This window comes from Hahella sp. HN01 (genome assembly GCF_018986435.1).
Classification (GTDB): Bacteria; Pseudomonadota; Gammaproteobacteria; order Pseudomonadales; family Oleiphilaceae; genus Hahella.
The window spans coordinates 17657-34416 of sequence record NZ_JAHMIN010000004.1 but is presented as its reverse complement, the minus strand read 5'-3'; the positions used below and the strand labels follow the sequence as shown (position 1 = coordinate 34416).

Annotated in this window: 12 protein-coding genes; 7 read left to right on the top strand and 5 right to left on the bottom strand. The window is 55.3% G+C overall.

What is annotated here, in order from left to right; genetic code table 11:
* Window positions 1–35: 35 nt before the first annotated feature.
* Window positions 36–2237 carry a CHASE2 domain-containing protein gene (locus KP814_RS05095; RefSeq protein ID WP_216735741.1) on the bottom strand — a complete coding sequence of 734 codons (2202 nt, stop codon included), beginning with the start codon at window positions 2235–2237 and terminating at the stop codon, window positions 36–38.
* Between the two features lie 127 nt (window positions 2238–2364).
* On the opposite strand from KP814_RS05095, the gene KP814_RS05090 reads away from it, so the two are divergent.
* Genes KP814_RS05090 through KP814_RS05080 form a run of 3 tightly spaced genes read left to right on the top strand, consistent with a single transcriptional unit; the run spans window position 2365 to window position 6665 of the window.
* On the top strand, window positions 2365–3678 hold the full coding sequence (locus tag KP814_RS05090) for a tetratricopeptide repeat protein (protein ID WP_253938183.1): 1314 nt from the start codon (window positions 2365–2367) through the stop codon (window positions 3676–3678).
* A 12-nt stretch (window positions 3679–3690) separates the two neighbouring features.
* A complete protein-coding gene (locus KP814_RS05085) occupies window positions 3691–5859 on the top strand; it encodes a FecR domain-containing protein (RefSeq protein WP_216735740.1) in 2169 nt (722 codons plus the stop codon).
* Window positions 5860–5885: 26 nt separating this feature from the next.
* On the top strand, window positions 5886–6665 hold the full coding sequence (locus KP814_RS05080; protein ID WP_216735739.1) for a cyclic nucleotide-binding domain-containing protein: 780 nt from the start codon (window positions 5886–5888) through the stop codon (window positions 6663–6665).
* 32 nt (window positions 6666–6697) lie between these two features.
* Here KP814_RS05080 and KP814_RS05075 read toward each other — a convergent pair whose 3' ends face one another.
* Window positions 6698–7660 (bottom strand): LysR family transcriptional regulator, encoded by a 963-nt coding sequence (locus KP814_RS05075; protein ID WP_127969711.1) that lies wholly within the window; start codon window positions 7658–7660, stop codon window positions 6698–6700.
* Window positions 7661–7767: 107 nt separating this feature from the next.
* Between KP814_RS05075 and aceA the strand changes: the two genes are divergently transcribed.
* The 4 genes from aceA to KP814_RS05055 all read left to right on the top strand — a co-directional run bounded on the left by aceA (window position 7768) and on the right by KP814_RS05055 (window position 12777).
* A complete protein-coding gene (aceA, locus tag KP814_RS05070; protein ID WP_011396215.1) occupies window positions 7768–9102 on the top strand; it encodes an isocitrate lyase in 1335 nt (444 codons plus the stop codon).
* A gap of 172 nt (window positions 9103–9274) precedes the next feature.
* Complete coding sequence (locus KP814_RS05065) at window positions 9275–9571, top strand: hypothetical protein (protein ID WP_216735738.1); 297 nt, start codon at window positions 9275–9277, stop codon at window positions 9569–9571.
* A gap of 399 nt (window positions 9572–9970) precedes the next feature.
* Entirely contained in the window at window positions 9971–11932 is a 1962-nt protein-coding gene (locus KP814_RS05060; RefSeq protein WP_216735737.1) for an alkaline phosphatase family protein, read from the top strand.
* Window positions 11933–12219: 287 nt separating this feature from the next.
* Window positions 12220–12777 carry a 2OG-Fe(II) oxygenase gene (locus KP814_RS05055; protein ID WP_216735736.1) on the top strand — a complete coding sequence of 186 codons (558 nt, stop codon included), beginning with the start codon at window positions 12220–12222 and terminating at the stop codon, window positions 12775–12777.
* A 111-nt stretch (window positions 12778–12888) separates the two neighbouring features.
* Here KP814_RS05055 and ushA read toward each other — a convergent pair whose 3' ends face one another.
* From ushA to KP814_RS05040, 3 genes are all read right to left on the bottom strand, one after another.
* The gene (gene ushA / locus KP814_RS05050; protein WP_216735735.1) at window positions 12889–14535 is read right to left on the bottom strand and encodes a bifunctional UDP-sugar hydrolase/5'-nucleotidase UshA; all 1647 of its coding nucleotides are present in this window, start codon (window positions 14533–14535) and stop codon (window positions 12889–12891) included.
* Window positions 14536–14849: 314 nt separating this feature from the next.
* Entirely contained in the window at window positions 14850–15821 is a 972-nt protein-coding gene (locus KP814_RS05045; protein WP_216735734.1) for a nucleoside hydrolase, read from the bottom strand.
* A 3-nt stretch (window positions 15822–15824) separates the two neighbouring features.
* Entirely contained in the window at window positions 15825–16697 is an 873-nt protein-coding gene (locus KP814_RS05040) for a ribokinase (RefSeq protein ID WP_216735733.1), read from the bottom strand.
* Window positions 16698–16760: the final 63 nt, after the last annotated feature.

Below are 16760 nucleotides of genomic sequence, written 5' to 3'. Positions count from 1 at the left end.
GCTCCCTAACTGAGTTTTCTACGCACAGCTCACCGCTATTTGGAGGTGTGGCGATAGACGCCATCCCAATCCTCCGGCAGCGTTTGCTGTCTGAGCCCGCTGATCCGCTCCCTGTAGAGACCGTACAAACGACAGCCTGGCTCTTCGAGCTGCAGCTGCTGGAATATGGCGTCCGCCTGCTCCCATTGCCGCGCTCGATAACACTCGATCGCCCTTTGGTAGCGCGTCAGACGATTCAAAGTCACCGCATCCAGTCGCCCCTTTTCTCCCAAAGGTTCGTAGGCGTCCACCGGAATGTCCTTGCCCTTCACCTGAATGCGATCACAGAAACGAAAGGCGTAGCCATCAGCCTCCTTGACCGTCGTCTCTCCCACCAGTACATCGACGCCATAAAACTTGGTCAGCCCCTCCAGCCGGGAGCCCAGATTCACCGCATCCCCCAACACCGTGTACGCCTTGCGATATTGCGACCCCATGTCGCCGACATTCATCAGGCCGGTATTAACGCCAACACCGATTTGAATAGGGGGAAAGCCTTTGGCGGTAAGCTCGGCGGACAAGCGCCGAGTGATCGCCTGCATCTCCATGGCGGTTTTGACCGCTTTTTCCGCATGCTCCGGGTCGTCTACCGGCGCGCCCCAGAACGCCATCACCATATCGCCGACATACTTATCGATGGTGCCGTCATTACGAAAAATGGACTCGGTGATAGGCGTAAAGTAAAGATTCAGAAGCTCTTTCAGTTGCGCGGCGGATAGCTGCTCGGAGATAGTAGTGAAGCTGCGGATATCGGAGAACAACACAGTCAGCTCCTTGCTTTCCCCCGCCATGGAGTATTGCTCTGGGTTATCCAGCATGCGATCGATATGCGCGGGCGGCACATATTGCGCAAACATACCGCGAACACGCCGTTCAACAGCATATTCGTGAATGAATTCTGTCACCAGATACCAGCCAAAAACGCCCTGCGCCAGCAACAGCGTACTGATCATGGGAAAGTCCATGCGCCAGCGCGTCCATATCAGTGTGTTCAATGCGACCAATAACAGGCTGATCATGATCGCCGCCAGCACCATCGTCAGGGGACGACGCCCCGGCAACACCCAAACCAGCAACAGCAGCAAAGCCAGCTGAAACACCAGCACCGCGCCCGGCTCCCACACCGGCCGATATGGAAACCCTCCCCGCAAAAGCCCTTGCGCCACAAGCGCCTGCACCTCTACACCAGGGAAAACCGTGGCGAACGGCGTACTGACCAGATCCGCGAGACCAATGGCGGAGGTCCCCACAAACACGAGCTTGCCTTCCAGTTCCTGCGGCGCCAAACCGCCAGCCAGCGCAATCCAGGCGGGAATATAGCGAAACTGTCCGCGCCCCTGCCGATATGGCGCCAATACCCGTCCAACGGCGTCAGTCTGCACCAGCGCATCAGTCAAACGAATGCCGCTCGCAGCTTGCACCGCGCCCAACGGCGCGAACTCCAATTCCACCTCATCCGCCAGCAAATAGGTCATCGCCGACGCCAGCGCCAAGGAAGGATAGACAGAGCCATCATGGGACATGAACAACGGGGTGCGTCGAATCACCCCGTCCGCGTCCGGAAAGGTGGTGACAAACCCGCTTCCCGCCGCCACATCCTGCAATTCCAATAGCGGCGCGGCGTAGCCAGAAGCATTGATCAGCACATTGCCTGCCGGCGCTGAGGCGAGTGGGTCCGGCAACCTGCCGATCTGCATCGACGTATCCAGATGCATGAAGAACCCCAACACCGTATCAATCTCCGACAGACGTTCCGCCAGCTGTTCATCCGGCCGCCAGGACATAGCGATGCGATTAAGCACCGCGCGCTCTTCATCACTCAGATCCGGACCAGCGGACGCCGCTACGGATTCAATGAAGTTATTGCTTTCGGACTCGGAGAACACCACATCAAACGCTACCACCGCCGCACCGGACTCCTGCAGCGACTCCACCAGAGCCGCCACCCGGGCGCGACTCCAGGGCCAGCGTCCTTCACGCTGAATGGACTCCTCATCGATGTCCACAATCACCACGTCCGCATACAGCTCCGCCCTGGTGAAAAACGCCCCGGTCTGCGCCCGCCAGTCATAAAACACATAGTCGAGACGGTTCAATAAAGAACGGTCGCCTGACTGCGTGATCAGCTGCCAGCCGATCATGACGACAGCAATCAGCAGCGCGGGAAGATGCTTGAGGAACCCAGAAATCGTTCGCATGTGAACTTGTTGCAATTCATCAATTTATTGCCGACTCCGAAAAAACTGCGGCTGGCAAAATCACCCTCTCTTTCTAGACTTAAAGCACTGGATGTTTCCGTAACCATCGGCAAAAGGAATTATCGCTTTGTTGATAACCAAAATAACTCGCCGCCTGTTAATGGTTTTGCTGATGATCTGGGGCCTGCCCGCCTACGCCCAGGATTCTGTTAAGAGTAGCTCAATCACTGCGACCTTGAAGTCGTTGAACGCCGCAGCGGATTATGAGCAGGCTTATCGACTGGGGTCCGCGCAAGTGGAGAACATGGAAGGCGATCCGGAGTTCGATTTCTATTTCGGCATGTCCGCCCTGCAGAGCGGCCACTACCCGGAAGCGCAATTTATGTTCGAAAGGCTCACGGCCACGTACCCGGACAATGATCGCTTCCGCCTGGAGTACGCGAGAACACTGTTTAATCTGCAGCAGTATGAGGCTGCGCGGGAGCAGTTTCTCATCGTTCTGGCCAGAGAGCCGCCGCCCGCCGTCAAAGACAATATCGCCCGATTTCTCGCCGCGTTGGACGAACGCGAATATGAAAGCCAGCGGCGCTGGCGCGGCTATATCGGACTGGGCGGCGGTTACGACAGCAACATCAACAACGCCACCGACGAACGCTTCGTGGGTCTGTTTGAGCTGCCTGATTCCGCTCAGGAAACGGAAAGCGCCTACGCCGCGCTGCGCACCAATTTCGCTTACGAGCACCCGGTTTCACAATTAAACGCCGCCAAACTGGAGTTCGACAGCCAGCACAAGCACAACTTTGAAAACAGCGATTTTGACCTCGACTCCGCCCGCCTCAGCGCCTCTTGGAAATACCATCGCGCCCGTCGGGAGTTGGAGGCCGGGGCCTCTTATCAACATGTGCTGCTGGACGCCGAAGATTACCAGCGCAATACCAGCGCGTTCATGCAGTGGCGAGAGCAATGGAATGCGCATTTGCTGACGTTTTTTTACGCGGGCGTATTCGTCAAAGACTCTTTCGCCAACCCGCTGCTGAATAACTATCAGCCGCTGACAGGTCTGTCTTTCCTCATTCCTCGCGCCAGACTCCTGCACACCCTCAGTGTCTTCGCCGGGACGGAAAACCCACGGGAACAGGACGCAGCCTCTCTCGCCAAAGACTTCTACAGTCTGGGCTATCGGCTTAGCTACAAGCTTTCCCCCACTCTAACGCCGTACGTAGGATACTCAGGCTTTTTCGCTGATTACAAAGCGGAAAACCTGGTCTTCGGAGAAGTGCGCGACGATAAATCTTCCCAGTTCAACGCCGGCGGCGAATGGAAACTCAATCATGAGTTAAGCGCGCTCGCCGAGCTGTCCTACACGGACAACCAAAGCAATCTGGACTTATATGACTACACCCGATGGCGCGGAGAATTTCGCGTTCGTTGGCGGTTTTAAGGAGGTCCCCTTATGCGAGAACTCATGCTCAACGCGTTGGCCGCCATACTGATGACCTACGGCATGCTGGCGCCTACGGCCGCCGCTGCGCCATTGGAGGCGGGCAAAGTGATTATGTCCCGCGGCGTCGCCACAGCGACGGGAGATAATGGCGAAGAACGTTCCCTGAACCGGCGCGCCGCTATCTATGTAGGAGATACGCTCACTACCGGGGCCGACTCCATGCTGCAACTAAGATTTACCGACAAGGCTCTGATGACGCTGCGGGAAAACACCCGCTTCACCATTGAAGAGTATTCTCCAGGAGACGAGGGTAAAGGCGGAGCCGCCATCATGCAGCTGCTGGAAGGCGGATTTCGCACCATCACAGGCTCCATCGGCAAAGGCGACAGTGACGCCTACAAAGTCTCCACCCACGCAGCCAGCATCGGTATCCGCGGCACGCACTACGAAGCACTGGAGAGCAGTGGCCAAAAGCTGCTGCTGGCAGTCTGGCAAGGAGGCGTGCGGGTAGAGAACACCGCCGGAGCCCTGGACCTGGGAGAGGATGTCGCCTTCCGCTTCTCCGCTATCACACCCGGACAGGCCCCTGAAGGGCTCCTGCAAGCGCCGCCGGAAATGCAGCAAGGCCTGCCCATCCCGAAAGCGGAAGCCCGGCGCTCGCGCTCACAAGGAGCGACCGCCGACGCCGCCAACTCCGCAGAGGAGCCGGATAAAGAGAGCGAGAGCACATCCGCTTCCTCAGGCCAGACAGCGGCGACTGGCGCAGTCAAAACGTCACCGGATGGTTTCACCGACGACACAACCGCCAGCGCCAATAACAGCGACGCGGAGCTGGTCTCCGCGACGACGATTGCCGAGTCCAATCCCGTTAACCTTGTCAGTGATCCGGAAACCACCAACTTCACCGACACCAATCCTGACTTGAGCGGCGGACTGACGCCAGCCCCCTCTGGCGACAACTCCGGCCCCGCCATTCAGGACCCGCGCCTGACCGTCGCCGAGTATGAGCAGTTCATCAATGACCGCATATTCGGCGCCGCCGTGGTGACCGGGGCTGGCGCAGAGATACTCGCCACCATCATCGCCCCCCAGACGATCACGCCTTTCGATTACACCAGCGCGGGGCCGGTGACGTTCAACATCGAATATTCCTTCAGTAGCTCCGGCGGCACGCCGCCGATTAATACCATCACAATCATGCTGCAAGACAACATTACCGATCTGGCCGGCCTCATCGCGGATATTGACGACGACCTGTCCCTCTCCGGCGCGCCCATCGGCGTGCGCGAATCCATGCAGAATCCTGGCAAACTGGAGTTCTACACCACCACTGGAGACGTCACCTTACTGTTTGGTCTGGTGACCTATGATCCCATCTCCTCCTCCGCCTCCAGCACGGATATCGCCGGCACCCTGGGCGGCATCATGGAGGGCACTTACGGCTACGGCAGCATCGACGGTTCCCAGTCCGCCAACCTGAAAATGGTGTTCGACGCTAACGGCGAGCCGGTTTTCCTTCTGCCGGATGTGGATGAGCCCGGCTCCGGCAGCCCGCCCTCCACCGTGATGTTTTTCGACCCGGATAACTTCCCGGAGCCATACACAGTGGTGCGACGGGGCGACGCCGTTCTGGAAAAATTCGATCCCAGCGTGGGTGGCCGCAGCAACATCAGCTGGGGACTCTGGAAGTCATCCGCCAGCGCCGGCGTGAACATATATGACGACGTAGCCAACCCTGACGTTTTCAGATCCGAGGAGCGCTCCATCTACTGGCTGACAGCGGAAGCCGCCAACACCGCCGACCTGACGGGAACCGCTAATTTCGCCACCACCGGCGACTTTATCGGCAGCGGCTCAGACGGAGCGGTCACCGCAGTCAATGGCTCCTTTCAAGTGGATTTCGATAGCGGCGTCATCAGCAATGGCCTGCTGGACATCAGCACCGCCAGCCAGAACTGGAGCAGCCAGTTGTCAGGCTCTTATCAGGACGCCCAGGCCTATTTGAACGTGTTGAACGGGGATATCAGCGGTTCGGTCAATTGCAGCGGCTGCGTCACCGGTAATCTCAACGGCATTTTCGCAACGCCGGGAGACGCCTTCGCCGGCTCCTTCGACTTGCAGCAATTTGACGATCCAGACGTTCATGTGGAAGGCCTTTTGCTTATGGAACAACAATAGTCCGTCTCTGTGGGGGAACTAACACCATGCGTTTCATCAATAGCACAACGGACAGGCTGCAGGCCCTGGGCGCAAACGTCACCCAGAGCAGCGCCAAGCTGTACGACGCCATCAAGATGCTGTGCGATAGCGTCAAATTCGACTACATCGACGACCTGTATCGGGAGTTCGATGGCGACTATTTATACTTCGTCGAGTCAGGCGAGCTGGAGGCGGTGACGGATGACCGCCCGATTTATCATTTCGAGACCGGAGACCTGATCGGCATTCAGGTGCTGTCGGGCTTCCCTGAGCCAGTCATTCGCTCGGACGGCCCCGCCACCCTGGCCCAGATCAGCAAGAAGCGTTTTCGCGACGCCGCCGCAGGCTCGGCGCACTTCAAAGAATATCTCATGCAGATCTCGGCTTTTTTCGCCGAAGCCTGCTGCCACGGTCTCGACACGCAGAATGAAACCCACACTTCCTTCAAGTCGTTCAAACAGGGAGAAGTGATCATACGTGAGGGCGATACCGCCGATGAAGTGTTTGACCTGATCAGCGGCGAGGCGTCGGTGTACGTAAAGGATCAATTGGTCGGCAAAGTCGGCCCCAATGAGATTTTCGGCGCCATGGCGGCATTGACCAAAACGCCCCGCACCGCCACGGTCATCGCCGACCGCCCTTGCACCGTCATGTCCGCCCCCATGGACGAGTTTATTTTTCTGATTCGCAATCAGCCGCGCACCTGTCTGGCGCTAATGGAAAATATGGCCAAGCAGATATTGGAGCTGAACAATAAGCTGGTGGATGTCATGCAAAAATCCTGAGTCGCCGATGGCAAGAGCGCATGGCATGATTATCAGTCCTTGGCTCGGGTCTCCCTCTCTTCGGGTTCGTTGGCGGCTTCAGTGATCAGTTGACGCAGCCAGCGGTGGTCTGAGTTGTTCTGCAACAGCGGGCTCCACGCCATTTTCAGCTCGATCGGCGGAATGGGAAAAGGCGGCTCTTTAACCACGACGCCCGGGCTGTCCAGAGTCAACAACGCGGCGCGACTCGGCAAGGTGGCGATCAGATCATGCTGCTGAGCGAGCAACATCGCCACCTGATAGTGGCGGGTAAACACGCTGATCTTCCGTTTTCGCCCTAACCGGGTCAGCGCCTCATCCACCCATCCCAAACGCTGCACATCCTTGGGGTTAACGCCCACCCCCACGCCAAAACCGGTTTTACTGACCCAGATATGATTGGCGTTGAGATAATTCTCCAGAGTGAAATCGAACACCAACGGGTTATGCACGCTCAACAGGCAGGAAAAGCTGTCCTCCCAAATGGTTTTCTGGTGAAAAGACTGGGGCATTTTGTCAAAGCGGTTGATCGCCATATCCACTCTGCCCTGCTCCACATCGAGAAAGGTGACGTCGCTGGGGGTCAGCACGTCCAGGATGATATTCGGCGCCACTCTGCGCAAACGGCGTAACAAAGCGGGGATCAGGGTGCTTTCCGCATAGTCGCTGGCCATAATGCGAAAGACGCGGCGGCTGGTCGACGGCGAAAATACTTCCTTCGGCTGCACCACCATATCTATATCGGACAATATCGACCGCACCATCGGCTGCAACTCCAGCGCGCGGGCCGTCGCCGTCATGCCCTCACTGGTGCGCACCAGCAATGGATCGCCGAACATATCCCGCAGACGACGCAGACCATTACTCATGGCCGGCTGGGTGATTCCCAAGTGATTCGCCGCCTTGGTGACGCTTTTTTCCCGTAGCAAAACATCAAGAAAAACCAATAAATTCAGATCGATACGGCTTACATTCATTTCACGAATACCGAAAATAAAAACTATAAATTTAAGAAATTATGACTAAAGTCGTACACTTTGTCTCGTACAAAAATTCGACTAAACCAAAAGAGGGTCGTTGAGCGATGACAACTGGAAATTACAATCGCGCTGAAGAAATAGCAGCCATCGAGAAGGACTGGGCGGAAAACCCACGTTGGAAAGGCGTAAGACGCACCTACTCTGCTGAAGACGTAGTGCGCCTGCGTGGTTCCCTGAAAATCGAAAACACTATCGCCAAGCGCGGCGCTGAGAAGCTGTGGAAGCTGATCAATGAAGGCGCCAAACCCGCTTTTCGTCCTGAGAAGGACTTCGTCAACGCCATGGGCGCTCTGACCGGCGGTCAGGCTGTACAGCAGGTTAAAGCCGGCATCCAGGCTATCTACCTGTCAGGCTGGCAGGTTGCTGCGGACAACAACTCTTACATGTCCATGTTCCCGGATCAGTCTCTGTACCCGGTGGACTCTGTTCCAGCAGTCGTTAAGCGCATCAACAACTCTTTCCGTCGCGCTGACCAGATTCAGTGGAAAAAAGGCTTGAACCCAGGCGACGAAGGCTACATCGATTACTTCGCTCCGATCGTTGCTGACGCGGAAGCCGGTTTCGGCGGCGTATTGAACGCTTACGAACTGATGCGCGCCATGATCGAAGCAGGCGCTTCCGGCGTTCACTTCGAAGACCAGTTGGCTTCCGTTAAGAAGTGTGGCCACATGGGCGGAAAAGTTCTGGTTCCGACTCAAGAAGCTGTACAGAAACTGATCGCAGCCCGTCTGGCCGCTGACGTTTCCGGCACATCCACCATCGTTCTGGCGCGTACTGACGCCAACGCGGCGGATCTGCTGACTTCCGACTGCGACGACTACGACAAGCCGTTCGTCACTGGCGACCGTACTTCTGAAGGTTTCTACCGCGTTAAAGCCGGTATTGACCAAGCCATCGCTCGCGGCCTGGCTTACGCGCCATACGCCGACCTGCTGTGGTGTGAAACGGCGACGCCGGATCTGGCTGAAGCCAGGAAATTCGCGGAAGCGATCAAGAAGGAATACCCAGACCAACTGTTGTCCTACAACTGCTCTCCTTCCTTCAACTGGAAGAAGAACCTGGACGACGCCACTATCGCCAAGTTCCAGCGCGAACTGTCAGCCATGGGCTACAAGTTCCAGTTCATCACTTTGGCGGGCATCCACAACATGTGGTACAACATGTTCGACTTGGCGTACAAGTACGCTCGCAACGACATGTCCGCATACGTGGAACTGCAGGAAACCGAATTTGCTGCTGCGGAACGAGGTTACACCTTCGTTGCTCACCAGCAAGAAGTCGGCACCGGCTACTTCGACGACATGACCACCGTTATCCAAGGCGGTCAGTCTTCAGTAACCGCTCTGACCGGCTCAACTGAAGAAGATCAGTTCCACTAAGAACCGATTTTCACGCTAAGTCCCCGAAAAAAGGCGGCCGCAAGGTCGCCTTTTTTTTGTTAGATTGAGCGTCAGCTACGCCAATCGAGCCGTCTTATTGATGAAAAGCAAACTTCGCAAAATTTCGGTGAGTGAACTCACTTTCATCTACGTCATTTCGCATGAGAGATGCTTGAAAGAAGAGACCGGATATCTGCGACTCACAATCTGGCTTTCTGATAACAAAAGTCAGAAGCTGATTGTCACCACACGTTTTGATGACCCCTGGCTCAACTTCGGCCCCGTGATCGCATGCCCTCCAGAAAAAGCAGAGGAGCTATTTGAGTTGAGACCGATCACTCCCGCCGAAGTCAGAAAAGTGATCGAGTCAGCGCTGGAAAAAGGATGGCCAGCATCCGCTAAGTCACACGAAACGCTGTTCGAATGGAACAGAGACTCGCAAACGCTATTCCCCTACAACGCCGGTTAATCATCCGTTTTCCGAAGCGACTTAAGCCCGGAACGCCTGACGCAACCCTGGCTGTTACCGGCGTAACGAGAAGCACCCGCCTTGACGTCACGTACTGATCAATAAACGGTCTATACTAACTTTCAATAGAAGACAAAAAAGTGGCTTCCGATTGCTGTGCGGAAGCAAGTGGTTAGTGGATCAAAGCCCAGGGAGCCCTCTATGGACGGGTTAGACAATTTGTCTCGATCAAACTCCAGCCCCCTTTACTCCCCCATCACTGAATGCATTCTTATCGGACTCACTGACTGCATTCCCTGCGAAAAATCCAGATCACGTGGGCACTCATTTCCGCAACCAAAAGTTGAAGTTTCACTCCGCCAGTACAGTTTATCCGCCCAAAGCGAATAGGGAGGTTTTATGGAAGAGCGCGTCTTTGATCATGTCCTGATCATCATGTTTGAGAACGAGTACCGGGGTTACGTGCAGGAAAACGAATACATGCGTAATCTGGCCGCTCAGGGAATTGAGCTGACCAACAGCTTCGGCGTCATGCATCCCTCTCAGACCAACTACATTACTTCCATTGCGGGAGAACTCTGCAATGTCAGCGATGACGACCAGCCCCAGCCTCTCCCGCAAAAGACGATTGTGGATCTTATCGAGGCCTCTCCGCTGAATTTGCGCTGGAAAGCCTATATGGACAGCTACGTCCCTGACGATACGCCCTGGGTTCCTGAAAACTTCAAGCCTCGCGACCACTATCCCTATGTGATCAAACACAATCCGTTTTCGTCCTTCCAGAACATCCTGGACAATCAGGAGCGCTGGAAAAAAATAGACAACGAAGCCGGGTTCTGGCGCGACCTGCTCAATAACGACTTTCCTGAATATGCGTGGTTCACGCCCAATATGTGGAACGACGGCCATTACCTGGTGGGCACCCTCAATGACAGCTTAAATGGCGAGCGCGCACCGGTATTAGTCGACCAGCAGGCGAGATGGTTGCAATCCTTCTTCTCCGGTCTGAACTTTCCCGGCCCTAACAGTAAACTGCCGCCGAAAACCCTGGTGGTGGTCACCTACGACGAAGCCGACTTCGAAGCCTTTTACGACAAAGGCAAAAAGTACACCTACGATGGTCCCAATCAAATCTATACCGTTCTTCTCGGGGACATGATCAAGCCCGGCAAACAGGCGGAAGGCTATAACCATTACAGCCTGCTTAAAACCATCGAAAAGAACTTCAACCTGGGCAATCTGCAGAAAAACGACAGGGACGCCAATTGGTTTCAGTTCCTGTGGGGTAAATCCTTCCAATGGCTGCCTCCACGGGAAACGCCCCTTGGCGGCAAGCAGAACCTGAGCGCCGCCGCCTACCAGGATGAACTCTATGTGGTCAGCGCGGACATAGATGGAACGCTGAAGCACTCTGTGTTTGACGGTCATAGATGGTCGCCTGAAGTCACTGTCGCCGAGGATGGCGATGGCTATCTGCATTTGGCCTCCAATGCAGACGGGCTCGCGCTGGCCTATCGGGACTCAAATAAGCGATTGATCATCAAGCACTATGATCTTGAAAACGGCTGGCGGCTGGCGGAAACGCCCGATACCGGAGAAGTCGAAGAAATTGCTCTGACCAGCATCCCGCACCAGTCAGGATTTATGCTGGTCTACCGCGATAATGCGACTCAGCAATTGCACAGCCTGACCTTCAACAATGGAGCCTGGCAGGGTCCTTCCCCCGCTATTTGCACCCACAGCGAAGGACCTTTCACACTCACAGCCCTCGGGCCCACCATTTTGTTGATCTATAAAATTGTGAAAACCGGACAGTTAGCCTGCATGAGCTACAACACCGGGGAATTCAATAAAGTGACAGTGGAGAACAGCAAATACGCCGGCCCCTATGACGACACCACCGTGAATCAATGGTCCGCCAGCGCCTTCTCTCTGAATCACTTCAGCGAAGCGCCCAATCCAGTGACGCCGAACGAAGATGAACCGGTGGCCGAAGGCGTCGGCGCTTCAGGAGAATTAGCGGCCGCAACCCTGAATGGTGTCGTTTATCTGACGCACAACCGACGCTCCGATGGACCGGCTAACGGACAACTGTTATTCGAAACTTTCTCCATCAGCGGCACGCTGACGCCCGCCAACCTGGTTTCCTATAACCCGGCCGAAAACGACACCACCAGCAATGGGTACGGCACCCTGGCTGAGGCGGGCTGGAGCGGCTCCAGCGCGGTCTCCGGCGTATTCCGCAACTCAGATACGCCTCTCGCCATAGCGACGCTTAAAGACACTCTCTGGGTCTTCTATCAGCCACTGACTGATGCGCATATCTGGGCATGTCCGGGCGCTTATTTGAAGAAGGAATAATTACAGCGCGTCTTTGACGAACCAAAAGGAGACAGAGACCGGGCCTGCCATGCGCAGGTCCTGTCGTTTTCAGGACTAACAAATGGATTTAGTCCGTCGAAAGGTCCAACCTACACTTCAACCACCCTCTGACGACCCCACAAAAAAACTAAATTAAATATTTTATTTTCAAATACTTAGACGACAAAAAGAGCTAACAAAAAACCCTGAAAACACGCAAAAAATGGTAAAATTAGCGCCGTTATAAAACGCTCTCTTCCTCTAATAATCCAACCTACAAAATCCATATGAACATCGATCATAGCGCTCCCTATATTTCCACCGTGGAAGAGGCTATTCCGGCGCCGGAATGCCTTGACTGGATTCAATACATTGACGATCAAAACCCCAAAGCCGCCCCTCTTCACACACATAAAGGCGAAATCTATAGACCGGATTATCGAAATAACGAAAGGGTGATGAAAAACGATCCCGACTACGCCTACTACCTGTACCAGAAACTAAAAAGCGAGCTGCCTCAGACGGTGTTTGGATGGTCTATTGCAGGGTTGAATGAGTTGTTCCGATGCTACCGATACAAACCAGGGATGAAGTTCGCTCCTCACTCTGATGGCTTTTACGGACGTTCGGAAAATGAGCGTAGCTTTTACACCTTGCTGCTATATCTGAATGAAGTTGAAGCTGGCGGCGAGACGGGATTTTTTGTGACGCCGGAAGTCACAATTTCGCCCAAGGCGGGTCTGGCGCTGGCGTTTCAGCACGAGATATTTCATGAAGGCTGCGAGGTCAAAGCTGGAATCAAATATGTGCTGCGAACTGATGTAATGTATCGCCGGACGGATTAGTTTTTTCTGGACGGGAAATACAGAAGAAGAGGAAATCAGACCTCCCCTTCCTCCTGTTATGCTTTACGCTGGAAGAAAGGGGAAGCTGAAGCGCTTTCACTTCAGGAAAGCTTACTTACGGATAACTTCCGCTTTTTCGTGATCCGCCGCTTTAACCGGGGAGTGTTTCTTCAGATAGCTCATCAACACTTCCGCGTCGACAAACCCACTGTTCACGTAGCCCGGATGAGTGTCGATTTTCGGATAGCCGTCACCGCCGGAAGCGATATAGCTATTGATAGCCATACGATAAGTCTGCTTCGGATTGATAGGCTTGCCGTTTACCTTGGCGGACTTCAGTTTGCCGCCAACTACTTGCAGCTGCACACCGGCGAACTGAGCGAACGCGCCGCTATCTACTGGCTTCTCCGCCACAATGCGCAGGTAGTCCAGCAGCTCTTTGCCGCTCAGGTCTACGGAACTCACCATGTTGGCGAAAGGCTGCACCATCAGCACTTCTTTGTAAGTGATCGGGCCTGCGTCGATGCTGTCGCGTACGCCGCCAGAGTTCATCACCGCCAGATCCGCTTTCACCTTTTCCATTTGCGCCGCCGCAATCAGGTGACCCAGGTTGGTCGGTTTGAAACGCACCACTTTGCGGTCGCCTTCCAAACGCTTGTCAACATCGCCCACGACCTGATTCAGCTGCTCCTGACCTTTGTCCTGGTAGGGTTGCAGGAAGGCCAACACTTTCTGATCCGGTTTGATCTCTTCGGTCACGAACACGCGCTCGTCTTCACCCTGCGCGTTTTTAACCTTCTTCTTCAGGTTAACCGGAATCAACTGATATTTAACCAGTTTCAATTCGCCATTGCGGTATTCCAGATCCGCACGCCCCACGTATTTGCCCCACTCATGGGCCTGCATGATCAGCGTGCCGTTCTGCACATCCGGCATACAGGGATCACCCGGCTTGTAGGACTCATTCCGCTGGTTCTCACCAGTCATACACACGGGGTCCTGGGAGTGGCCGCCAACGATCACGTCGATGCCGGAAACGGTTCTGGCCAAAGTAACGTCGCCTGGAGCGTTGATGCCGTAATTAGCGTCAACGTAGTGGCCCATATGGGTCGCCGCGATAACGACGTCCGCCTTTTTCTTTAACTCTGGCAGTACTTTCGCCGCTTCGTCAGAAGGCTTGGTGAACTGAACTGCGTCAATAAATTCAGGGTTGCCCAGCTTCTTGGTGTCTTCCGTCGTCAGACCCATTACGCCAATGCGCAGACCATCGACGTTGAAGATTTTATAGGGTTCGAACAGGCGCTTGCCGTTGGAGTCGTAGATATTCGCCGCCAGGAATGGAAAGTTCGCCCACTGTTCCTGCATACGCAAAATGTCGATCGGGTTGTCAAACTCATGGTTGCCGATCGCCATGGCGTCGTAACCGACCATGTTCATCCCTTTGAAATCCGGCTCAGCGTCCTGCAAATCAGACTCAGGAACGCCAGTGTTAATATCGCCGCCGGACAGCAGCAGCACATGACCGCCTTCCGCCGTCACCTCCTGACGAATCTCATCCACCAGAGACTTACGCGCCGCCAGGCCGTACTCGCCGTACTTGTTGGGCCAGAAGCGGCCGTGATGATCATTGGTGTGCAGGAGGGTGATATGGTACGTCTTGTCTTTCTGCGGACCCGTTTGCATCGGGGCGCAGGCGACGACCGTCAATGAACAGGCCGCCAGAATGGCCAGGCCCAGTTTGCGTTGCTTTGCTACCATGTGTTTTTCCTTTCTGTTTTTATATCCGGGCCCGTTGTCCTTTGGGAACAGCGCCGATTTTGAAACATATTTCATTACTCACAGTGAAGACCCCGGCGAGCTGGCTACGCCGCCGAATCGCGTCTCCGGCAATGAGAAAGGGAAAATAGCCAAAAAGGGGTGGCGAAAGCAATCGCCAACAGACCCAAGCCCTAAGCTGAGTTATTCTTAAACGCCCGTGGCCGCTCAGTAACGCTCACTTCGCAAAAGGCCCTTGGAGTACAAGGGCCTTTTATCATGAGAAGTTCGTTACCGTCATTATTCTATTTATCAGTTCAGCGCACTTTGTGCTGGATGATCGTATCCAGGAACAAAGAACGTACTTTCTCCACCTCCAGGTCCATACAGACCTTGGCGGCGGGACGGTCTTCCCAATGCTTGAGCAGATAGGTGTAGCCCTTGCGATTAATCGTCAATTGCCCTGCTCCAACCCCTTCACTAATAACCCGCACAGGTCCGCTGATGCAGGTGAACAGTTCCGGAGCCACCACATAAGCCACCGCAGCGGCGTCGTGCATACAGCAGCCTGCTTCGTCATGGTCGGACGCTGCGCCGGTATTGGAATAATAATTCACGTAAAAACGGCTGGTTTCCCACAGCAATTTACCAGTTTCACCGGCGTTGTCGCGCAGTTGCGCCAGATTGCCGTCCGTAAGAATGATTTTATGCGTTACATCCAGGCCAACGATAACCGCCGGCCAGTCCGCACCCAACACCACGTCCGCGGCGTGAGGGTCAGACAGGAAGTTCGCTTCGGCGATAGGCGATACGTTTCCTGGTTCGTCTACAGCTCCGCCCATGATCACCAGAGAACGCAACTTGCTGGGCAGGTCCGGGTCCAGTTTGAGCGCCAGCGCCAAGTTAGTCAGCGGTCCAATCGCCACGACAGTCAGCTCGCCATTCAGGCGATTGGCCTGTTCAACGATAAACTCCGCTGCGCTTTGCGCCACGGCTTGTCCTTGAGGAGCGTCATAATCCATGTTGCCCAGACCGTCCGCGCCGTGAACAAAGTCAGGGTGCGGCAGCGGCGACTGCACCAGAGGGTATTTGGCGCCTTGCGCCACTGGCAGATTGGGGACACCAAAATGCTCCGCCAAAGCCAGCGCGTTGCGGGTGGCGCGAGCAACCGGCACATTGCCGAAAACAGTGGTCAGGCCCACCAGTTCAATCTCAGGATGCGCCAGGGCGAAGGCGATCGCCATCGCGTCATCTACACCGGGATCCGTATCGATAATAATTGGGTACATAAATCAATCCACCTCCTGGGCGGTTGGAATACTAGGAGAAGCGCCGGGGCGGGTGACCGCAATGCCGGCCGCTTTAACCGCCCTGGCCAGAGCGGCGGAATGTTCATAACCGGAAATAAGCGAAGCCAGGAAATAACCGACAAAGGTGTCGCCGGCGCCCGTGGTGTCCACAGGCGTCACTTTATCCGCCGGACGGGTGACAATCTCGCCGCCGTGCATGACCAAAGCGCCTTCGCCACCCAGTGTCACCACAACCGTAGTGTTTGGGTATTTGCTCGCCAAGGCTTGTAATGCGGCGTCCGCATCTGCGGTTTCCGCCAGGTCGCAGGCTTCCATCGCGTTGAGAATCAACAGATCAACCTGCTGCAAAGGCAGCGTCTTGACGTCTTTCGTCATCGGCGCAGGGTTGAACGCAATTTTCACCTTACGCTCTGCTGCGGCGGCAATCGCCCATTCCACACCATTACATTCGTTTTGCATGAGCAGCCAGTCGCCTTCGTCCAGAGCGGACACAGCGGAGACCACCTCTTCTTGAGAAAAGCTGCGGTTGGCGCCGCCAAACAACACGATGGCGTTTTCACCCGCGTCATCCACCTGAATGATGGCGTGACCGCTGGGCTCAGCGATTTGTGAGACGGTGGCGACATCCACGCCGCTTTCGCGCATCAGGTCTACCGCCCAGGCATCCGCCGCGGACACTCGCCCCAAATGGGCGGTTTGAACGCCCGCGCGCGCCAAGGCGATGGCTTGATTAGCGCCTTTGCCGCCCAACACTGTCGACAGCGAGTCGCTGGCCAGCGTTTCCCCCGGGCGCACAAAGTGAGGCACCCGGTAGACATAATCAATATTAATAGAACCGAAATTCAGAACTTTCATAGTCTTCCTTAGGTCGTCGCCAAGGCCAAATGGTCAGAGCCCTGGCGACGCAGATATGTCTTT

Coding starts and splice junctions, on each gene's coding strand:
- KP814_RS05095 (WP_216735741.1), bottom strand. CDS start 2,237: ATGCGAACGATTTCTGGGTTCCTCAAGCATCTTCCCGCGCTGCTGATT.
- KP814_RS05085 (WP_216735740.1), top strand. CDS start 3,691: ATGCGAGAACTCATGCTCAACGCGTTGGCCGCCATACTGATGACCTAC.
- KP814_RS05080 (WP_216735739.1), top strand. CDS start 5,886: ATGCGTTTCATCAATAGCACAACGGACAGGCTGCAGGCCCTGGGCGCA.
- KP814_RS05075 (WP_127969711.1), bottom strand. CDS start 7,660: ATGAATGTAAGCCGTATCGATCTGAATTTATTGGTTTTTCTTGATGTT.
- aceA (WP_011396215.1), top strand. CDS start 7,768: ATGACAACTGGAAATTACAATCGCGCTGAAGAAATAGCAGCCATCGAG.
- KP814_RS05060 (WP_216735737.1), top strand. CDS start 9,971: ATGGAAGAGCGCGTCTTTGATCATGTCCTGATCATCATGTTTGAGAAC.
- KP814_RS05055 (WP_216735736.1), top strand. CDS start 12,220: ATGAACATCGATCATAGCGCTCCCTATATTTCCACCGTGGAAGAGGCT.
- ushA (WP_216735735.1), bottom strand. CDS start 14,535: ATGGTAGCAAAGCAACGCAAACTGGGCCTGGCCATTCTGGCGGCCTGT.
- KP814_RS05045 (WP_216735734.1), bottom strand. CDS start 15,821: ATGTACCCAATTATTATCGATACGGATCCCGGTGTAGATGACGCGATG.
- KP814_RS05040 (WP_216735733.1), bottom strand. CDS start 16,697: ATGAAAGTTCTGAATTTCGGTTCTATTAATATTGATTATGTCTACCGG.